Annotated in this window: 21 protein-coding genes and 1 other annotated feature; of the genes, 15 read left to right on the top strand and 6 right to left on the bottom strand. The window is 59.6% G+C overall.

The window, feature by feature from the left end:
- Positions 1 to 78 precede the first annotated feature (78 nt).
- Positions 79 to 474 (top strand): DUF1311 domain-containing protein, encoded by a 396-nt coding sequence (locus tag KPHS_19160; RefSeq protein YP_005226216.1) that lies wholly within the window; start codon positions 79 to 81, stop codon positions 472 to 474.
- On the opposite strand, the gene KPHS_19150 is transcribed toward KPHS_19160, so the two are convergent.
- A complete protein-coding gene (locus KPHS_19150) occupies positions 471 to 1,109 on the bottom strand; it encodes a transcriptional regulator (protein ID YP_005226215.1) in 639 nt (212 codons plus the stop codon). The genes KPHS_19160 and KPHS_19150 overlap by 4 nt on opposite strands.
- 284 nt (positions 1,110 to 1,393) lie before the next feature.
- On the opposite strand from KPHS_19150, the gene KPHS_19140 reads away from it, so the two are divergent.
- The 8 genes from KPHS_19140 (at position 1,394) to KPHS_19070 (ending at position 6,803) form a co-directional block, all read left to right on the top strand.
- Positions 1,394 to 2,485 (top strand): pyrimidine utilization protein A, encoded by a 1,092-nt coding sequence (locus KPHS_19140; RefSeq protein ID YP_005226214.1) that lies wholly within the window; start codon positions 1,394 to 1,396, stop codon positions 2,483 to 2,485.
- Positions 2,485 to 3,195: a pyrimidine utilization protein B gene (locus KPHS_19130; RefSeq protein YP_005226213.1), complete on the top strand. Its 711-nt coding sequence runs from the start codon at positions 2,485 to 2,487 to the stop codon at positions 3,193 to 3,195. Before KPHS_19140 ends, KPHS_19130 begins: the two co-directional genes overlap by 1 nt.
- Positions 3,188 to 3,580 (top strand): pyrimidine utilization protein C, encoded by a 393-nt coding sequence (locus KPHS_19120; RefSeq protein ID YP_005226212.1) that lies wholly within the window; start codon positions 3,188 to 3,190, stop codon positions 3,578 to 3,580. The genes KPHS_19130 and KPHS_19120 overlap by 8 nt, the downstream gene beginning before the upstream one ends.
- Entirely contained in the window at positions 3,577 to 3,843 is a 267-nt protein-coding gene (locus KPHS_19110; RefSeq protein ID YP_005226211.1) for a putative hydrolase, read from the top strand. The genes KPHS_19120 and KPHS_19110 overlap by 4 nt, the downstream gene beginning before the upstream one ends.
- Positions 3,577 to 4,367 (top strand) — a sequence feature (potential frameshift: common BLAST hit: gi|238894074|ref|YP_002918808.1| putative hydrolase). It overlaps the preceding gene by 267 nt.
- A complete protein-coding gene (locus tag KPHS_19100) occupies positions 3,819 to 4,367 on the top strand; it encodes a putative hydrolase (protein YP_005226210.1) in 549 nt (182 codons plus the stop codon). It overlaps the preceding feature by 549 nt. The genes KPHS_19110 and KPHS_19100 overlap by 25 nt, the downstream gene beginning before the upstream one ends.
- Positions 4,364 to 4,954 (top strand): malonic semialdehyde reductase, encoded by a 591-nt coding sequence (locus KPHS_19090; protein YP_005226209.1) that lies wholly within the window; start codon positions 4,364 to 4,366, stop codon positions 4,952 to 4,954. Before KPHS_19100 ends, KPHS_19090 begins: the two co-directional genes overlap by 4 nt.
- Positions 4,955 to 4,964: 10 nt before the next feature.
- Positions 4,965 to 5,459 (top strand): putative flavin:NADH reductase, encoded by a 495-nt coding sequence (locus KPHS_19080; protein YP_005226208.1) that lies wholly within the window; start codon positions 4,965 to 4,967, stop codon positions 5,457 to 5,459.
- A 21-nt stretch (positions 5,460 to 5,480) separates the two neighbouring features.
- Complete coding sequence (locus KPHS_19070; protein YP_005226207.1) at positions 5,481 to 6,803, top strand: putative transport protein; 1,323 nt, start codon at positions 5,481 to 5,483, stop codon at positions 6,801 to 6,803.
- A gap of 406 nt (positions 6,804 to 7,209) precedes the next feature.
- Here KPHS_19070 and KPHS_19060 read toward each other — a convergent pair whose 3' ends face one another.
- Complete coding sequence (locus tag KPHS_19060) at positions 7,210 to 8,100, bottom strand: DMT family transporter (RefSeq protein ID YP_005226206.1); 891 nt, start codon at positions 8,098 to 8,100, stop codon at positions 7,210 to 7,212.
- 470 nt (positions 8,101 to 8,570) lie between these two features.
- Here KPHS_19060 and KPHS_19050 point away from each other — a divergent pair, with 470 nt between their 5' ends.
- The 3 genes from KPHS_19050 (at position 8,571) to KPHS_19030 (ending at position 9,764) form a co-directional block, all read left to right on the top strand.
- A complete protein-coding gene (locus KPHS_19050; protein ID YP_005226205.1) occupies positions 8,571 to 8,702 on the top strand; it encodes a hypothetical protein in 132 nt (43 codons plus the stop codon).
- Between the two features lie 217 nt (positions 8,703 to 8,919).
- A complete protein-coding gene (locus tag KPHS_19040; RefSeq protein ID YP_005226204.1) occupies positions 8,920 to 9,516 on the top strand; it encodes a TrpR binding protein in 597 nt (198 codons plus the stop codon).
- A 20-nt stretch (positions 9,517 to 9,536) separates the two neighbouring features.
- Positions 9,537 to 9,764, top strand: a complete 228-nt coding sequence (locus KPHS_19030) for a hypothetical protein (protein ID YP_005226203.1) — start codon at positions 9,537 to 9,539, stop codon at positions 9,762 to 9,764.
- A 68-nt stretch (positions 9,765 to 9,832) separates the two neighbouring features.
- Here KPHS_19030 and KPHS_19020 read toward each other — a convergent pair whose 3' ends face one another.
- Positions 9,833 to 11,098 carry a glucose-1-phosphatase/inositol phosphatase gene (locus tag KPHS_19020; protein ID YP_005226202.1) on the bottom strand — a complete coding sequence of 422 codons (1,266 nt, stop codon included), beginning with the start codon at positions 11,096 to 11,098 and terminating at the stop codon, positions 9,833 to 9,835.
- 134 nt (positions 11,099 to 11,232) lie between these two features.
- Here KPHS_19020 and KPHS_19010 point away from each other — a divergent pair, with 134 nt between their 5' ends.
- Positions 11,233 to 11,682 carry a transcriptional regulator gene (locus KPHS_19010; RefSeq protein YP_005226201.1) on the top strand — a complete coding sequence of 150 codons (450 nt, stop codon included), beginning with the start codon at positions 11,233 to 11,235 and terminating at the stop codon, positions 11,680 to 11,682.
- 115 nt (positions 11,683 to 11,797) lie between these two features.
- Entirely contained in the window at positions 11,798 to 12,586 is a 789-nt protein-coding gene (locus KPHS_19000) for a putative short-chain dehydrogenase/reductase (RefSeq protein YP_005226200.1), read from the top strand.
- A gap of 20 nt (positions 12,587 to 12,606) precedes the next feature.
- On the opposite strand, the gene KPHS_18990 is transcribed toward KPHS_19000, so the two are convergent.
- Positions 12,607 to 12,828, bottom strand: coding sequence for a hypothetical protein (locus KPHS_18990; protein YP_005226199.1), 222 nt, complete (start codon positions 12,826 to 12,828; stop codon positions 12,607 to 12,609).
- Positions 12,829 to 13,084: 256 nt separating this feature from the next.
- Between KPHS_18990 and KPHS_18980 the strand changes: the two genes are divergently transcribed.
- Positions 13,085 to 13,207, top strand: a complete 123-nt coding sequence (locus KPHS_18980) for a small membrane protein (protein YP_005226198.1) — start codon at positions 13,085 to 13,087, stop codon at positions 13,205 to 13,207.
- Between the two features lie 118 nt (positions 13,208 to 13,325).
- On the opposite strand, the gene KPHS_18970 is transcribed toward KPHS_18980, so the two are convergent.
- Complete coding sequence (locus tag KPHS_18970) at positions 13,326 to 14,717, bottom strand: putative amino acid/amine transport protein (RefSeq protein ID YP_005226197.1); 1,392 nt, start codon at positions 14,715 to 14,717, stop codon at positions 13,326 to 13,328.
- Between the two features lie 353 nt (positions 14,718 to 15,070).
- Entirely contained in the window at positions 15,071 to 16,492 is a 1,422-nt protein-coding gene (locus tag KPHS_18960) for a putative glutamine synthetase (protein ID YP_005226196.1), read from the bottom strand.
- Positions 16,493 to 16,715 lie beyond the last annotated feature (223 nt).

Raw genomic sequence — 16,715 nt, 5'->3', positions numbered from 1 at the left:
GATCAGCTAATGACAGCTGACGTCAGCTGTGTTTAATTAAGGCTCCCGGACGGGAGCCTTTTTTATGGGAGCAGAACAATGAAACGCACGTTATTTGCCGTGATGGCCCTGCTGGCCAGCGGCGCGGCGCTGGCGGACGAGTGCAGCAGCGCCAACACCCAAACCGAAATGAATCAGTGCGCGGCTGCGCAGTATCAGGCGGCCGATAAAAAACTGAACGACACATGGCAGCAGGCCCTGCAGCGGGCGGTGGGTAAACAACAAACATTACTGAAGCAGGCGCAGCAGGCATGGATCGCCTTACGCGACGCCGACTGCGCCTTTCTCGCGTCCGGCGCCGAAGGCGGCAGCATGCAGCCAATGCTGGTCAGCCAGTGCATGACCGATAAGAGCGTGGAGCGGGAGTCTTTCCTCGCCTCGCTGCTACAGTGCGAGGATGGCGATCAAAGCTGCCCGCTGCCGCCCGCCAATTAACGGACGCGAATGCCTTCGATAATCATCCGCTGGACATTATCGACCGTTTGTTCAAAAAAGGCCGCATCCTGCAGCGTGGCGCCGGTGACCGCCTCCACCTGGGTGGCGAAGTCGGCGTAATGCTGGGTGGTAGCCCAGATCATAAAGATTAAATGCTGTGGATCGACCGGCGCCAGCTTGCCGCGGTCGATCCAGCCGGAGACTATCGCCGATTTCTCATCGACCAGCGCTTTCAGATCCCCGGTCAGTTCGCCCATCAGCAGCGGCGCCCCCTGCAGCATCTCGAGGCAGAAGAGCTTCGAGGCCTGGGGGTGATCGCGGGACACTTCCAGCTTCAGGCGAATATATTCGCGGATCGCCACCAGCGGGCTGATATCCTCACGAAAGGCCTTCAGCGGCGCCAGCCAGATGGCGAGGATCTGCTGCAGGACTGCCACATACAGCGCCTCTTTCGAAGGGTAGTAATAGAGCAGATTGGTTTTCGATACCCCGGCGCGTTCAGCCACCTGCTCCAGCCGCGTACCGTGAATACCAAATTGCGAAAATGCCTCCAGCGCGGCGGCCAGGATGGCCTCCTTTTTGGCGCTGACCGCTTGTGAACGTTTGCCGCTTTTCTTCACCGCGCCCTGTGCCATACATCCTCTCCTTCAGTTGACGCCACCAGCATAGCAAAAGCCCTGCGCCGACACGACCCCATGCACCCTGATTGCGCATGACTGCCGTTTTTTCGTGCACTGATTTTGACCATCCAGTCCACTTTTTTACCGTCCTTTTCAGCAACTCAAAAGTAACACATTAATAACATTAGCATTTATAAAACTGGCATCGCCTTTGCTTTACCTTTTCTGCGAGGTGGTCCAGGGAGAGGCAGGATGCCGCACCATCGCAACCCATCTTCCATGACTGCAGAGAGGTAGGTATGAAAATTGGTGTTTTCGTTCCCATTGGCAACAACGGCTGGCTGATCTCCACCCATGCCCCGCAGTATATGCCGACCTTTGAACTGAATAAGGCCATCGTGCAGAAGGCCGAGCACTACCATTTCGACTTCGCGCTCTCCATGATCAAACTGCGCGGCTTCGGCGGGAAAACTGAATTCTGGGATCACAACCTGGAGTCCTTCACCCTGATGGCCGGCCTGGCCGCGGTGACCTCGAAGATCCAGATCTACGCCACCGCCGCCACCCTGACGCTGCCGCCGGCGATTGTCGCCCGGATGGCCTCCACTATCGACTCCATCTCCGGCGGCCGGTTTGGCGTCAATCTGGTGACCGGCTGGCAAAAACCGGAATATGACCAGATGGGCATGTGGCCGGGAGATGACTATTTCGCCAGCCGCTATGACTATCTCACCGAATACGTCCAGGTGCTCCGTGACCTGTGGGGCACCGGGCGCAGCGATTTCAAAGGTGACTACTTCACCATGAACGACTGCCGGGTCAGCCCGCGCCCGTCGCAGCCGATGAAGGTGATCTGCGCCGGGCAGAGCGATGCCGGGATGGCCTTCTCCGCCCAGCATGCGGACTACAACTTTTGCTTTGGCAAAGGAGTCAACACGCCAACGGCCTTTGCCCCGACCGCCGCACGCATGATGCAGGCGGCGGAAAAAACCGGCCGCGACGTGGGATCCTATGTGCTGTTCATGGTGATCGCCGACGAAACCGACGAGGCGGCGCGCGCCAAATGGGAACATTACAAAGGGGGCGCCGATGAAGAAGCGCTGGCGTGGCTCACCGAGCAGAGTCAGAAAGATACCCGCTCCGGCAGCGATACCAACGTGCGCCAGATGGCCGACCCCACCTCGGCGGTCAACATTAACATGGGCACCCTGGTCGGATCGTATGCCAGCGTCGCCCGTATGCTTGATGAAGTAGCGAGCGTGCCCGGCACCGACGGCGTGCTGCTGACTTTTGATGATTTTCTTGCCGGCATTGACGCCTTTGGCGAACGCATTCAGCCGCTGATGCGCTGCCGGAACCACATTGCTTCTGTTACCCGTGAGGTGGCCTGATGATTACCCTTCCCGCTCGCCCGGAATCCCTGACCTTCGCGCCGCAGCAGAGCGCGCTGATTGTGGTCGATATGCAGAACGCCTACGCCAGCCAGGGCGGTTATCTGGATCTCGCCGGCTTTGACGTCTCCGCTACCCGGCCGGTTATCGACAATATTAATACCGCCGTCGCCGCCGCTCGCGCCGCGGGTATGTTGATTATCTGGTTCCAGAATGGCTGGGATGATCAGTATGTTGAAGCTGGCGGCCCGGGCTCGCCGAACTATCACAAATCCAACGCGCTGAAAACGATGCGTCAGCGTCCGGAGCTGCAGGGCAAGCTGCTGGCGAAAGGCGGCTGGGATTATCAGCTGGTGGACGAGCTGACGCCGCAGGAAGGCGATATCGTGTTGCCGAAACCGCGCTACAGCGGCTTCTTTAACACCCCGCTCGACAGCATTTTGCGCAGCCGCGGCATACGCCACCTGGTGTTCACCGGGATCGCCACCAACGTCTGCGTCGAATCGACGCTGCGCGATGGCTTCTTTCTCGAATACTTCGGCATCGTGCTGGAGGATGCCACCCATCAGGCCGGCCCGGCCTTCGCCCAGCAGGCGGCGCTGTTCAATATTGAAACCTTTTTCGGCTGGATCAGCGACGTCGAGAGCTTCTGCCACGCGCTGTCCCCCGCCGCCCCGCTGCCTTTAGCCAAGGAGAAACGTTATGCCTAAACAGGTGATTATTCCGCCAGGCACCACCGCGCCGATTGCCCCCTTTGTTCCGGGGACGCTCGCCGACGGGGTGGTCTACGTCTCGGGCACCCTGCCGTTTGATAAGCAAAACAATGTGGTGCACATCGGCGACCCAAAGGCGCAAACCCGCCACGTGCTGGAGACCATCAGGAGCGTTATCGAAACGGCGGGCGGGAGTATGGCGGATGTGACTTTCAACAGCATCTTTATCACCGACTGGACAAATTACGCCGCGATTAACGAGGTCTATGCCGAGTTCTTCCCCGGCGATAAACCGGCGCGCTTCTGCATTCAGTGCGGACTGGTGAAGCCCGATGCGCTGGTGGAAATCGCCAGCGTCGCCCATATCGGTACCCCGACATGATGAGGCTCAATATTGCTCCTGCTCCGTGGCCCGGCGCGCCGGTGGTGGTCCTCAGCGCCGGTCTGGGCGGGGGCGGCGGCTACTGGCTGGCGCAGCGCGCGGCGCTGGAGGAACAGTATCAGCTGGTGAGTTATGACCATAACGGGACCGGGGAGAACGCCGGTCCGCTGCCCGCCGGCTACAGGCCGGGGAGCTGTTCAGCGCTCTGCAGGCGGCGGGGATCGCCCGCTTCGCGCTGGTGGGCCACGCCCTGGGGGCGCTGATTGGCCTGCAGCTGGCGCTCGATCGCCCCGAGGCGGTGAGCGCCCTGGCGCTGGTCAACGGCTGGCTGTCGCTGTCGCCGCATACCCGCCGCTGCTTCCAGGTGCGCGAGCGTCTGCTGCATGCCGGCGGCGCGCAGGCGTGGGTCGAAGCGCAGCCGCTATTTCTCTACCCGGCGGAATGGATGGCCGCGCGCCTGCCGCGCCTCGAAGCGGAAGATGCGCTTGCCATCAGCCATTTTCAGGGCAAAGAGAATCTGCTGAAGCGGCTGCAGGCCCTGAAGCAGGCTGATTTTTCACGCCGTGCGTCGGCCATCGCCTGCCCGACGCTGATTATCAGCGCCGCTGACGACCTGCTGGTCCCCGCCTCCTGCTCCCGCGTGCTGCAGACGGCGATCCCCGGCAGCCAGCTCGTGGAAATGCCGTGGGGCGGCCATGCCTGTAACGTCACCGACGCCGATACCTTTAATACCATTTTACGCGACGGGCTGTCCGCTATGCTGCCGGTCACCAGGGAGACCCGATGAACGACGCAATAAACCACACGGCCTGCGAGACGCTGTTTACCCAGGCCCGGACCCACAACGGCTGGCTGGATAAGCCAGTGAGCGATGCGCAGCTGCAGGCCGTCTGGGACCTGATGAAAATGGGGCCGACTTCCGCCAACTGTTCGCCAGCGCGCATCGTGTTCGTGCGCAGCGCGGAAGGCAAAGAGAAACTTCGCCCGACGCTCTCCAGCGGCAATCTGCAGAAAACCATGCAGGCGCCGGTGACCGCCATCGTGGCGTGGGATAGCGCCTTCTACGACCGGCTGCCGACCCTGTTTCCCCACGGTGACGCCCGCAGCTGGTTTACCTCCAGCCCGCAGCTGGCGGAAGAGACCGCGTTTCGCAACAGCTCCCTGCAGGCGGCGTATCTGATTTTTGCCTGCCGGGCGCTGGGCCTCGACACCGGGCCAATGTCCGGTTTTGACCGGGAAAAAGTCGACGCGGCATTTTTTGCCGACAACGGCTGGAAAAGCAACCTGCTGGTGAACATCGGCTATGGCGACCCCGGCAAGCTGTACGGCCGCCTGCCGCGCCTGTCCTTTGATGAAGCCTGCCTGCTGGCATAAGGAGTTTACGATGGAGTTAACGGACAAAGCGAGTTTCCGTGACGCCATGGCCCACGTCGGCGCCGCGGTTAACATTATTACCACCGATGGCCCGGCGGGCCGGGCGGGATTCACCGCCAGCGCGGTCTGCAGCGTTACCGACACGCCGCCGACCCTGCTGGTCTGCCTGAACCGCTCGGCTTCGGTGTGGCCGGTGTTCAGCGAACACCACACGCTATGCGTCAATACCCTGGCGGCCGGACAGGAGACCCTGTCGACGCTGTTTGGCGGTAAAACGGCAATGGACGAGCGTTTTGCCGCCGCCGACTGGCAGACCGGCGCCACAGGCTGTCCGCGGCTGGAGGCGGCTCTGGTCAGCTTTGACTGCCGCATCGACCAGCGCGTCAGCGTCGGGACGCACGACATTCTGTTTTGTCACGTCGTGGCCATTACCCGTCACCCGGAGCCCCGGGGACTGATGTGGTTTGACCGCGGCTATCACACGCTTATGCGACCAGCTTGTTAACCTTTAACCCGGGATATCATCATGGCACTCTTCGATTTTCCTCGCTGGAAGCTGACCTCTCCTGCCGCCGAATCCGGCGTTGTCGCCCCCGATGAACGCTTGTCGGCCGGGCAAACGCTGGTGATGGGCGTGCAGCACGCCGTTGCGATGTTCGGCGCGACGGTGCTGATGCCGTTGTTGATGGGGCTCGACCCGAACCTGTCTATTCTGATGTCGGGCGTCGGCACCCTGCTGTTCTTTGTCGTCACCGGCGGACGGGTGCCGAGCTATCTCGGCTCCAGCGCCGCTTTTGTCGGGGTGGTGATCGCCATTACCGGCTTTAACGGCCAGGGGCTGAACCCTCATCTGAGCGTCGCCCTTGGCGGGATCATCGCCTGCGGGCTGGTCTACACCCTGATTGGTCTGGTGGTGATGAAGATCGGCACCCGCTGGATCGAGCGCCTGATGCCGCCGGTGGTGACCGGCGCGGTGGTGATGGCTATCGGCCTGAACCTGGCGCCGATTGCCGTGCGCAGCGTCTCCGCCAGCGCCTTCGACAGCTGGATGGCGGTGTTGACCGTGCTCTGCATCGGCATAGTGGCGGTATTTACCCGCGGGATGCTGCAGCGACTGCTGATCCTGGTCGGCCTGATCGTCGCCTGCGCGCTGTACGCCCTGCTGGCTAACGGCCTGGGCCTTGGCAAACCGCTGGACTTCTCCCCCCTCGCCCAGGCGACGTGGTTCGGGCTGCCGCACTTTACCACCCCATCCTTTAACGGCCAGGCGATGATGTTGATTGCGCCGGTCGCGGTGATCCTGGTGGCCGAGAACCTCGGGCACCTGAAGGCCGTCGCCGGGATGACCGGGCGCAATATGGACCCGTACATGGGGCGCGCCTTCGTCGGCGACGGGCTGGCGACCATGCTCTCCGGTTCGGTGGGCGGCAGCGGGGTCACCACCTATGCGGAGAACATCGGCGTCATGGCGGTGACCAAGGTCTACTCAACGCTGGTGTTTGTCGCCGCGGCGCTGATTGCCATGCTGTTGGGTTTCTCGCCGAAGTTCGGCGCATTAATCCACACCATTCCCGGGCCGGTAATCGGCGGCGCCTCGATCGTGGTCTTTGGCTTAATTGCCGTCGCCGGGGCGCGGATCTGGGTGCAAAACCGGGTGGATCTGAGTCAAAACAGCAATTTGATCATGGTGTCGGTGACCCTGGTGCTGGGCGCCGGCGATTTCGCGCTGTCGCTGGGCGGCTTTACGCTGGGCGGGATTGGCACGGCCACCTTCGGGGCGATCCTGCTGCACGCGCTGCTTCATCGCGGGACGCGCGAGGCGAAGGAGGCCAGGGTAACGCCGGTGTAAGCCACATTAGCGCGGCGTTGGCGCAGGGAGCGGTGTGGGCCTGGGTGGTGTGTTCCTGTAGGCCGGATAAGGCATTTATGCCGCCATCCGGCACCACCACGGGCACGGAACCTGACCGCCCGGCGGCGCTGCGCTTGCGCGGGCCTGGAGACTGCCACGGCCTTCCGGGAATGTCTCAGCGATTTTGAGGCCGTCAGCACCGGCAGTTTCAGCAACAATGGTGAATAAATTAACGGCAGGTCGTACGAACGTAGGCCGGGTAAGGCGCAGCCGCCACCCGGCATAAAAGCGACGCCGTGCCTGATGCCATCGCCCGGCGGCGCTGCGCTGGCACGGGCCTGGAGACAATCAGAGCCGGACGAGTACCAGCCAGGATAAGCGCCGCTGTCGGGTCAGAAGGAAAATATTATGGCTCGCGGCGATCGGCCAGGTCAGCGAGCGGCTGCGCATCGTCGTTTGTGGAAACCTGCGGCGGCGACTTGCGCTTCCACTTCAGCTCGCTCACCAGCACTCCCGCGAGGATCAAAACGCAGCCGAGCAGGGCCAGCAGCGGCAGACGCTCACCGGCCAGCCGGCCAAAAATACCGGCCCATACCGGTTCACCGGTATAAATAAGGGTGGCCCGCGTCGGCGAGACGCTGCGCTGCGCCCAGTTCATGGTCACCTGAATGATCGCGCTGAAAATCCCCAGCCCCAGCGCGACGCCGAGCAGGGCCGGCGTCAACGACGGCACCGATTCACCCGCCGGCTTCATGGCGGCGAAAGCCACCAGCGACGCGGTCGCCAGCTGCACCACCGTCACCCGGCGGACATCGACTTTTCCGGCCCAGGCGCTGATAAGGATAATCTCCGCCGCGATCGCCACCGCGCTTGCCAGAGTGATCATCTCCCCCACGCCAAGCGCCAGCAGATTATTTTCCGGCCCGGCCAGCAGAATTAAACCAATAAAGGCCAGCACAATCCCCACGCAGGACATCACCCCCGGCATACGTCCCAGACACAGCCACTGCAGCAGCGGCACCAGCGGTACATACATCGCGGTGATAAAGGCAGATTTACTGCTGGAGATGGTCTGTAGTCCCCAGGTCTGCAGGCCATACCCCAGCGCAATCGCCACGCCAATCGCTACCCCGGCCTTCACTTCCAGCCACGTCAGACCGCGCAGAGTGCGCAGCGAAAGCAGGCCCACCGCCAGCGCGGCGGTCGCAAAACGCAAACCGACAAAAAACAGCGGCCCGCTAAGGCTCACCGCGTACTGTACGGCAAGGAACGTCCCTCCCCAGAACATGGTGATCATGATAAGGAGCGCTTCCTGGCGGCTAACGGAGAATTTTAACGAAGACATAAGACAGCCATGACGATTAACGGGCGACCAGTGTGCAATCCGCCCGGCGGGAGCGCAACCACCGACAGATAAAAAACCGCCGGCAGATGCCGGCGGCGAGGGCGATGCGGTTGGGTCGGGGAGATTAACACCGCATCAAAGAGAACAGTGCGAGTCGCGCGTTAACTTTCACGACTACCATGACTGTTTTTACCCCCTTTTTTGCCAGCCTCTGAGGCGCGCTGAGGGTCATTTTTAAAATTCCCCCCGCTATGCTGGCCACCTTTACGTCCTGCTTCTGATGCTCTTTCACGGTCTTCAGCAAAGTTGCCGGAACCGCCACGATGGTTTGCCATTACTGACCTCCATTAGGTTAGACATCATAGTGCATTACGCGGGAGCGGCAACGCCGCTGTCCTGCCGCGTATCTATAAGGTTAGTGAATGACTGCGGCTGACGGCGGCGAATGTAACATCCAGAAACAAAGCCGGGCGAAAAAAGCTTCCTCGCGCCGCCAACAGCTCCTAACCGACTCTGCTGGCGAAGAAAAAATAGTCAGCAAAAATGTATCCTGATGCTACATCCTCGCCGCAGCGGCCAAAATAGCAGACGCAACGCTTCCTCCTTCAATTCCCTTTCAGGCCGCGCGGTGCAAGGAAAAGTAAATAACGCTTTGTCATTTTGTTATAAATCAAACAAATGCCCGTTGGATTTGCACTCTCCGGCGGAGGCTTTATCTTTAAAGGTACCAGCTATTTTGCTGGCTTATAATGCAACCGAGGAGTGATGGAAATGGCTAAAATTCTGGTGCTTTATTATTCCATGTATGGACACATTGAAACCATGGCTCACGCCGTCGCCGATGGGGCGAACCGGGTGGACGGCGTTGAGGTGGTTGTGAAGCGCGTGCCGGAAACCATGCAGGCTGAAGCATTCGCCAAAGCAGGCGGGAAAACGCAAAACGCGCCCGTCGCCACGCCGCAGGAGCTGGCAGAGTATGACGCCATCATCTTTGGTACCCCGACGCGCTTCGGCAACATGTCCGGTCAGATGCGTACTTTCCTCGATCAAACCGGCGGTCTGTGGGCGTCCGGCGCTCTGTATGGCAAAATCGCCAGCGTATTTAGCTCAACCGGTACCGGCGGCGGCCAGGAACAAACCATTACCTCGACCTGGACGACGCTGGCCCACCACGGCATGATCATCGTCCCGATCGGCTATGGCGCCCAGGAGCTATTCGATATTTCCCAGGTACGCGGCGGTACCCCTTATGGCGCAACCACCATCGCCGGCGGCGACGGCTCGCGGCAGCCGAGCGAGGAAGAGTTAGCCATCGCCCGCTATCAGGGTGAACATGTCGCCAAACTGGCCGTTAAACTGCACGGCTAATCTTCTGCAGGAGGAGCACTATGCCAACTCAAGAAGCAAAAGCACATCGCGTCGGCGAATGGGCAAGTTTACGTAACACCTCGCCGGAAATTGCCGAGGCGATTTTCGAAGTCGCCCACTACGATGAAAAACTGGCGGAGCAAATCTGGGAGGAAGGCAGCGACGAAGTGCTGGCGCTGGCCTTTGCCAAAACCGATAAAGACAGCCTGTTCTGGGGCGAACAGACGATTGAGCGTAAAAACGTCTAGGAGGTTTATCCCCACCTGGGCTCACCCTAACCTGCTAAAAAAAACCCGGAGTGCTCCGGGTTTTTTCGTTATTTCGCCGCCTCGTTGATCACCTTTTTAAAGGTCTCCAGCGGGCAGAATCCCTGGTCATCAACCGGACAGCCGTTAAGCGCCAGAGTGATCCGCTGCGGCGGGGCCTGCAGGGTTAACGCGTCGGCGTTACGCAGTTGCTCGGTACTTTGATAGACATACTCAATCTTCATCAGATCGCGATTGCCGGCGCTGTCATGCCAGCGCTGAAACAGCAGTTTGCCGCCGATAGGAGTGCGCTCATACTGGCCGGGCAGTTGATAGGGCTTAAAGTCCAGGGCGGTGAGCAGCGAAGCGATATTCGAGTCGTGTCCCACCAGCAGCGTGACTTTCGCCTTGCTGGCTCCCTCGCCCACCAGCGCGTTATCGATATATTTAACCAGCGGTTTGGCGACGTTTTGCGCCACCGCCACCGAGGTAAACAGACTATCCTGATAGCCATTTTTCAGCTTCGACAGCACTTGCCACTGCTTATCGCTGGCGATCTCCCCCCACGCCACCTGATCTTTCGGGAAGCCTTCATAATATTGCAGGGTGAAGGCGTCTACCAGCGAGTTGCCCACCTTCAACGGTCCGGACACTCCCGGCTCCTGCTGATAACCGGCGCTAAAGGTATCTTTACCCTCGCTCAGGGAACAGACCTTCTTCTCTTTGCAGGAGGGTGAGTTGCGGTAATCGATCATCGTCTCCAGCAGCTTGTAGCTCTCGGTCAACTGCATTCCCTGGCGCTCTTTTTCCATCGCCTGCAGCGCTTTCTCGCGAAACGCCGGGGAGTCGTCGGTAATAACCGGGTTGAAGGTCGGGTCCATGGTGCCCATCTGAGGCTGGTGATGCACCGGGATGCCGCAGCCCGGGAACGCGCCGGTGATAAAGAACTGCGCGGTGGCGACGGTGCGCTGCAGGCTGTTAGCGTAGGCATAAACCGCGTTTTCCGGCGGGCACTCGCCGCTGGTCACCAGCTTCTGCTGCGCCAGCCATTCGCGCATATAGTGGCCCATATACACCTCCAGCACACCGCCTTTGGTGGTCAGCTGGCCGCCCGGCACATCCCACTGCGGCCAGGCCTTGGCGGTGGACTGCTCCAGCACGCTGCCGTTATTGGCCAACGGCGCACGCAGGTTGTGACGACTCATGATCAGCACCTGCTGCAGCTGATACCCCTCCGGGGCGGCCGTGTCCTGCGCCTGAGCGCCAGCGGATAACATCACCGCGCCGGCAACGGCGGCGGCAAGTAGACGTTTTTTCATCCCTTCATCCTTAGTCATTTATTATCATCGCGTTAATTGTGCCGGATTTATGACATTTTTCCTGGTAATCGCTCGCAAACTTAGACCGTAGCCGAAAATTTCCCCTGCCAGGCAAAGAGTTTTATAATGAAACAATTAACCTGGAGGCTTTCGTGAAACGTACCCGTCTGGAAAACAGCTGTTGCCCTATCGCCCGCTCCCTCGACGTTATCGGCGACTGGTGGTCGCTGCTGATCGTCCGCGATGCTCTGCGCGGGGTGCGCCGTTTTAGCGAATTCCAGAAAAACCTCGGTATCGCCAAAAACATGCTCGCCGGGCGGCTGAAAATGCTGGTGGATGAAGGCATCCTGCGCCTGCAGCCGGCCTCCGACGGCAGCGCCTGGCAGGAGTATGTCCTGACCGATAAGGGCCGTGCCCTGCAGACGGTGCTGGTCGCCCTCTCCCAGTGGGCAGACGACTATCTGTTCGATCCTGACGAACCGGCGACCCGGCTCATTGACCGCCAGCAGCGCCAGCCCCTGCGTAAGCTGGTCCTGCAGGCGGCAGATGGCCGTGAGCTGGCCCCGGCGGACATCACCATCGCTATCCCGCTGAACAACTAAACGCTGCCCGCGACAAGCAAAAATGAAAAAGTCCTGGCAAAATGGTTGCATTATTAAACCTAATATCTCATGCTGAATTTGGTTTAATAATGCAACCTTTTACGAGGCATTTCTCATGACCCAACCATCGCACACAGCTTTTATCACCGGCGCGTCCTCAGGTATCGGCGCGATCTATGCCGAACGACTCGCCGCCCGCGGCTACAACCTGATCCTCGCCGCCCGTCGTGAAGACCGTCTGCAGGCGCTCGCCGACCAGCTGCAGGCGCGCTACGCCATCCAGGCAAGCATCCTCAAAGCCGATCTTAGCGAAGAGCACGGGATTGCCGCCGTAGAGCAGCGTCTGCAGCAGGATCCCGCCATCGACCTGTTCATTAACAACGCCGGCACCGCGAAATTGGCGGGTTTTCTCGCCAGTACGCCACGCGAGCACCAGGCGATTCATACGCTCAACACCACCGCGCTGCTGCGTCTGAGCTATGCCGCGCTGGCCGCTTTCACCCCACGACGCCGGGGGACGCTGATCAATATTGCCTCTATCCTCGCGCTGCATACGCTGCCGGGCAGCGCAGTCTACAGCGCCAGCAAAGCCTGGGTGTTGAGCTTCACCCGCGGCCTGCAGGAGGAGTTTGCCGACAGCGGCGTGCGTATTCAGGCGGTATTGCCGGCGGCGACCGCTACCGATCTGTGGCCGACCTCCGGCGTGGCGCTGGACGCTCTGCCCAGCGGCACGGTAATGACCACCGAGGATCTGGTTGACGCCGCTCTCAGGGGGCTGGAGATGGGGGAACAGGTCACCTTACCACCGGTTCATGACCTGGGACTGTGGGAGACTTTTGAGCAGTCCAGACTGGCGCTGTTTACCAGTGCGCGAACCGGACAGCCTGCGCCGCGGTATCGATAAGCGGCACCGTGCGGCGGGCGCTACTCCGGTAGCGGAACCGCCGTCAGGGTACAGATCGCCTCGTGCTCGCCGCCGCGGCGATCGGTAATCACCACCTTATCGCCCGCCTTTTTGCCTTCACACGGCTTGAGGACCTGCTCCACGATCCGCTCGCGGCTCGCCTGACGTTCACTTTCAGCCTGACTGGCGAAGGCAGACAGCGCCAACGCTACGCCCAGCAGGCTGAGGGTTTTCTTATACATGACTGACTCTCAGATCGTTCTTATTCGCGGTCAGCGTAACTCGCTATAGGCCGCACTTCTGTAAAATCACTTAACGGAGTGTTACGCCATTTCAGGTGAAACCCAGGCGGTCACATCCCTGCGGGAAATATTTTATCACAACCCCGCCGCCGGATATTCTCGCGATGAGGCGTCATCTTTCAGACATATCCCGATGTTATCTTCACACAGAGCCCTGTATCTTTTTCCCTTTCCAAACAGAATATTAGGTTGGTCTATGTCGGGTCTTATTCTCTTTATCGTCGCGGTGGCGCTGCTGGGCGTCGCCATCTACAGCCTGGTGTCGTACCTCAAAGAGCGGCGCGCCAGTCAGTTACCTGTCCATAAAAAGAAGAAATAATACCTTCCGTTCCCCACCGTTTTCTGCTGATTTCTTTACCGTCCTGTACTGTCCCTTACCGAAGCCAACACGAAGGCAGGCCTGCGGGCCTGCCTTCGTTCAGTTTATGCCTCAGAACCTATGACTCCCAGGCCTGCTCCGCTTTAGCGGCATCAAACTGCGGCGGCGGTTTGCGGAAGCGTCGGGTCAGATAAGTCAGGTACAGCAGACCAAGCGCCGCCCACACCAGGCCGAGCGTCAGGGAGGTGGCCTCGAGATTGATCCACAATACCCCGACCGTCAACGCCCCGACCATCGGCAGCAGCAGATAATGCAGTCGATCCTTCCAGGTTTTGTTGTACCCCTTGCGCCGCCAGAAGTGGTTGAACACCGACAGGTTAACGAAGGTGAAGGCCACCAGCGCGCCGAAATTAATCAACGCGGTGGCGGTCACCAGGTCGAAGAACAGCGCCGACAGTGCAACGATGCCCACCATAATCACGTTCAGCGCCGGGGTACGCCATTTCGGATGCACATAGCCAAAAATGCGCTCCGGGAAGACGTTGTCGCGGCCCATCACGTACAGCAGACGGGAGACGCTGGCATGGGAGGCCAGGCCGGACGCCAGGGTGTTAACAAAGGTGGTGCACAGGAAAATCGACTGGAACAGCTTGCCGCCCACGTACAGCGCAATCTCCGGCAGCGCGGCATCGGGGTCTTTAAAGCGATGAATATCCGGGAAGAACAGCTGCATAAAGAACGACGCGACGATAAAGATAATGCCGCCGTACATCGCGGTGAGAAAAATTGCCTTCGGGATCACTCGCGCGGCGTCAGGGGTCTCTTCCGACAGGGTGGTCACCGCGTCGAAGCCGAGAAACGAGAAGCAGACAATGGTCGCGCCGGTAATAATCGGGATCAGATGCGCATTCTGGCTGATAAACGGCTGCAGCGACCAGACGGTACCCACCCCCTCGCCTTTATGCAGCCCCTGCACCACCAGAATGACAAACACCACCATGATCGAAATCTGCACCAGCACGAACAGGGTATTGAAGTTGGCCACCAGGTTAACGCTTTTCAGGTTCGCGGCGGTCAGAATAGAGACAAAGGTCACTACCCACACCCACGGCGGCACTTCGGGGAACAAGGCCGAGAGATAGATCTTCGCCAGCAGGACGTTGATCATCGGCAGAAACAGATAATCCAGCAGCGACGACCAACCGACCATAAAGCCGACGTGCGGACTGATGGATTTTTGCGCGTAGGTATAGGCGGAACCGGCCTCCGGAAACTGACGCACCAGTTTGCCGTAGCTGATGGCGGTGAACAGCACGCCAGCCAGCGCCAGCAGATAAGACGCCGGAACGTGGCCATTGCTGATGCCCGAGACGATGCCGAAGGTATCAAACACCGTCATTGGCGTCAGATAGGCCAGCCCCATCATCACCACTTGCCAGAGTTTGAGGGATTTACGCAGACGCGGTCTGCCCGCCTGAGCGGCGTTATGTGCCGGAGGATTAATAGCCATCGCCCATACCCCTCTTGCTGTTAACAGTTTGCGGGCCCAACGTCCGCGTGACAAACCTGCTTAGCAAAGGGGTAAGGCATAGATAAAAGGGTAAGACGGACCGGTAAGCGGTAGCTGGCTGGCATCCAATGCGGCCTGAGCGGCCTCCCTCTCCCTGCGGATATTTGAACATCTGCATCATCTCATTTCCTCGTCACACACTGTGTCGTTAACTGAAGCCCCGTTGCCGCCTGCGCTCCTTAACGCGACATCCGGGAAATGGCTGGGCTCCCAGCAAAAACGTCGGCCAGGCTCCGCTCAGGCCGTATGATGCTACTGATTACCAAACTTATGGGCCCCTCGCGGGGCGACCATCAGGCGTTTTTCAACATCCACTCAATTTCGGTTTCTGTGATAAGACGCTCAAACTGCAGTAATTCATCATGCTTACAGGCATGGAAAACATGGCAGAAACGCTCGCCGAGGCGCTCACGCAAGTGATCGTTCTGCATAAACTCCCACAGCGCATCGCTCTGGCGGATCGGGAACGGCAGGCCCTCTTGTTCCAGACCGTTACCTTCCACCTCTTCCTGTAAAGGCAGCTGGGGGTTATCCAGCCCGTGCAGAATGCCGGCAAAAATCGCCGCCATCACCAGATACGGGTTGGCGTCCGCCCCCGCGACGCGATACTCCACGCGGTGGTTCTGCCGCTCGCCGCACGGAATACGCAGCGCGACGGTGCGGTTGTTATGCCCCCACGAAGCCTGCGTCGGGACGTACATCCCCGGCTGGAAGCGGCGATACGAGTTCACGTTCGGCGCCAGCAGCGCCATCGAGGCCGGCATCAGATCGATCATCCCGGCCAGCGCGCGTTTGAGCAGCGCAGAGTCTTCCCCATCGCCGTCCACCAGCACGTTTTCCCCTTTATTGTTCAGCATGCTGATGTGGATATGCATCCCACTGCCGGCATGCTCTTCATAAGGCTTCGCCATAAAAGTGGCGTGCATCTTATGCTTCTCCGCCATCAAACGCACGAGACGTTTTAACGCCAGCGCATCATCGCAGGCGTCCAGCACGTTATCGGTATGGTGAAGGTTGATTTCAAACTGGCCCGGCGAGGCTTCCGCCACCGCGCCATCGGCGGGGATCAGCTGCAGTTTGGCCAGCTCGTCGATGTCGTTGAGCACGTCAGCGAAGTGGTTAAGGTTATCGACCGAATAGACCTGGCTTTGGGTGTTGCGATCGTCGGTGCCCGGCGCACACGGCGGCTGCAGGTAGCCTTCGGCATCGCGTTTGCGGTCCAGTAAATAGAACTCCAGCTCTACCGCTACCACGGGGAACAGCCCGCGCTGGCGCAACTGCTGCCAGAGGCGGTTGAGTACGTTCCGCGGCTCAACGTCAAAGGGAGCGCCATCTTCATCAACCATGGTTAGCTGTACCTGGGCTATCGATTGTGGGTCAGCCGCCGAAGGGGTTAAGGTGCCGGGTACCGGGATGCAGCTGCGATCCGGCTCGCCCATCTCCTGGCCCAGACCGGCCTCTTCCACCACATTGCCGAGAATATCCATCGCAAACACCGAGGCCGGGAAATAACAGCCTTTCTCCAGTTTGCTCAGGCCGGCAACCGGGATGCGCTTGCCGCGGAAGCAGCCGTTCAGGTCAGTGAGGAGGACATCGACATACTGGGTATCAGGGTAGGTTTCGAGGTAGCGCTTCACTTCTTTCGCGAACGCGCTAACCCGTCTCTCTTCCGTTTGCTGAACAAAATTCTCAACTTCTACGATATTGGTTTCCATGATTCACCGCCGTTGGTTGGGTTTCGGTCCTGCACTCAGACCGTTAAATATAATGTCCACCCCATCGACTGTGTATGCAAATAAATTGTTTGTCAAATGTTAAATTAAGTTTGCAAAGGGCTATTTCCACTGCTAGATTGAGAAAATATTGAACGATATGGCCGTTAAACCCGCTATAGCGGTCATAATTTAGTCCACTTTGTGAGGGCGATCATGGAAAATA

This window comes from Klebsiella pneumoniae subsp. pneumoniae HS11286, assembly GCF_000240185.1.
GTDB lineage: Bacteria > Pseudomonadota > Gammaproteobacteria > Enterobacterales > Enterobacteriaceae > Klebsiella > Klebsiella pneumoniae.
Note: the sequence above shows the minus strand (reverse complement) of the source record. Positions and strands in the feature narration are given on the sequence as shown.

Coding starts and splice junctions, on each gene's coding strand:
- KPHS_19090 (YP_005226209.1), top strand. CDS start 4,364: ATGAACGACGCAATAAACCACACGGCCTGCGAGACGCTGTTTACCCAG.
- KPHS_19140 (YP_005226214.1), top strand. CDS start 1,394: ATGAAAATTGGTGTTTTCGTTCCCATTGGCAACAACGGCTGGCTGATC.
- KPHS_19150 (YP_005226215.1), bottom strand. CDS start 1,109: ATGGCACAGGGCGCGGTGAAGAAAAGCGGCAAACGTTCACAAGCGGTC.
- KPHS_18960 (YP_005226196.1), bottom strand. CDS start 16,492: ATGGAAACCAATATCGTAGAAGTTGAGAATTTTGTTCAGCAAACGGAA.
- KPHS_19130 (YP_005226213.1), top strand. CDS start 2,485: ATGATTACCCTTCCCGCTCGCCCGGAATCCCTGACCTTCGCGCCGCAG.
- KPHS_19030 (YP_005226203.1), top strand. CDS start 9,537: ATGCCAACTCAAGAAGCAAAAGCACATCGCGTCGGCGAATGGGCAAGT.
- KPHS_19000 (YP_005226200.1), top strand. CDS start 11,798: ATGACCCAACCATCGCACACAGCTTTTATCACCGGCGCGTCCTCAGGT.
- KPHS_19080 (YP_005226208.1), top strand. CDS start 4,965: ATGGAGTTAACGGACAAAGCGAGTTTCCGTGACGCCATGGCCCACGTC.
- KPHS_19050 (YP_005226205.1), top strand. CDS start 8,571: ATGACTGCGGCTGACGGCGGCGAATGTAACATCCAGAAACAAAGCCGG.
- KPHS_19110 (YP_005226211.1), top strand. CDS start 3,577: ATGATGAGGCTCAATATTGCTCCTGCTCCGTGGCCCGGCGCGCCGGTG.
- KPHS_18990 (YP_005226199.1), bottom strand. CDS start 12,828: ATGTATAAGAAAACCCTCAGCCTGCTGGGCGTAGCGTTGGCGCTGTCT.
- KPHS_18970 (YP_005226197.1), bottom strand. CDS start 14,717: ATGGCTATTAATCCTCCGGCACATAACGCCGCTCAGGCGGGCAGACCG.
- KPHS_18980 (YP_005226198.1), top strand. CDS start 13,085: ATGTCGGGTCTTATTCTCTTTATCGTCGCGGTGGCGCTGCTGGGCGTC.
- KPHS_19020 (YP_005226202.1), bottom strand. CDS start 11,098: ATGACTAAGGATGAAGGGATGAAAAAACGTCTACTTGCCGCCGCCGTT.
- KPHS_19160 (YP_005226216.1), top strand. CDS start 79: ATGAAACGCACGTTATTTGCCGTGATGGCCCTGCTGGCCAGCGGCGCG.
- KPHS_19120 (YP_005226212.1), top strand. CDS start 3,188: ATGCCTAAACAGGTGATTATTCCGCCAGGCACCACCGCGCCGATTGCC.
- KPHS_19070 (YP_005226207.1), top strand. CDS start 5,481: ATGGCACTCTTCGATTTTCCTCGCTGGAAGCTGACCTCTCCTGCCGCC.
- KPHS_19060 (YP_005226206.1), bottom strand. CDS start 8,100: ATGATCACCATGTTCTGGGGAGGGACGTTCCTTGCCGTACAGTACGCG.
- KPHS_19040 (YP_005226204.1), top strand. CDS start 8,920: ATGGCTAAAATTCTGGTGCTTTATTATTCCATGTATGGACACATTGAA.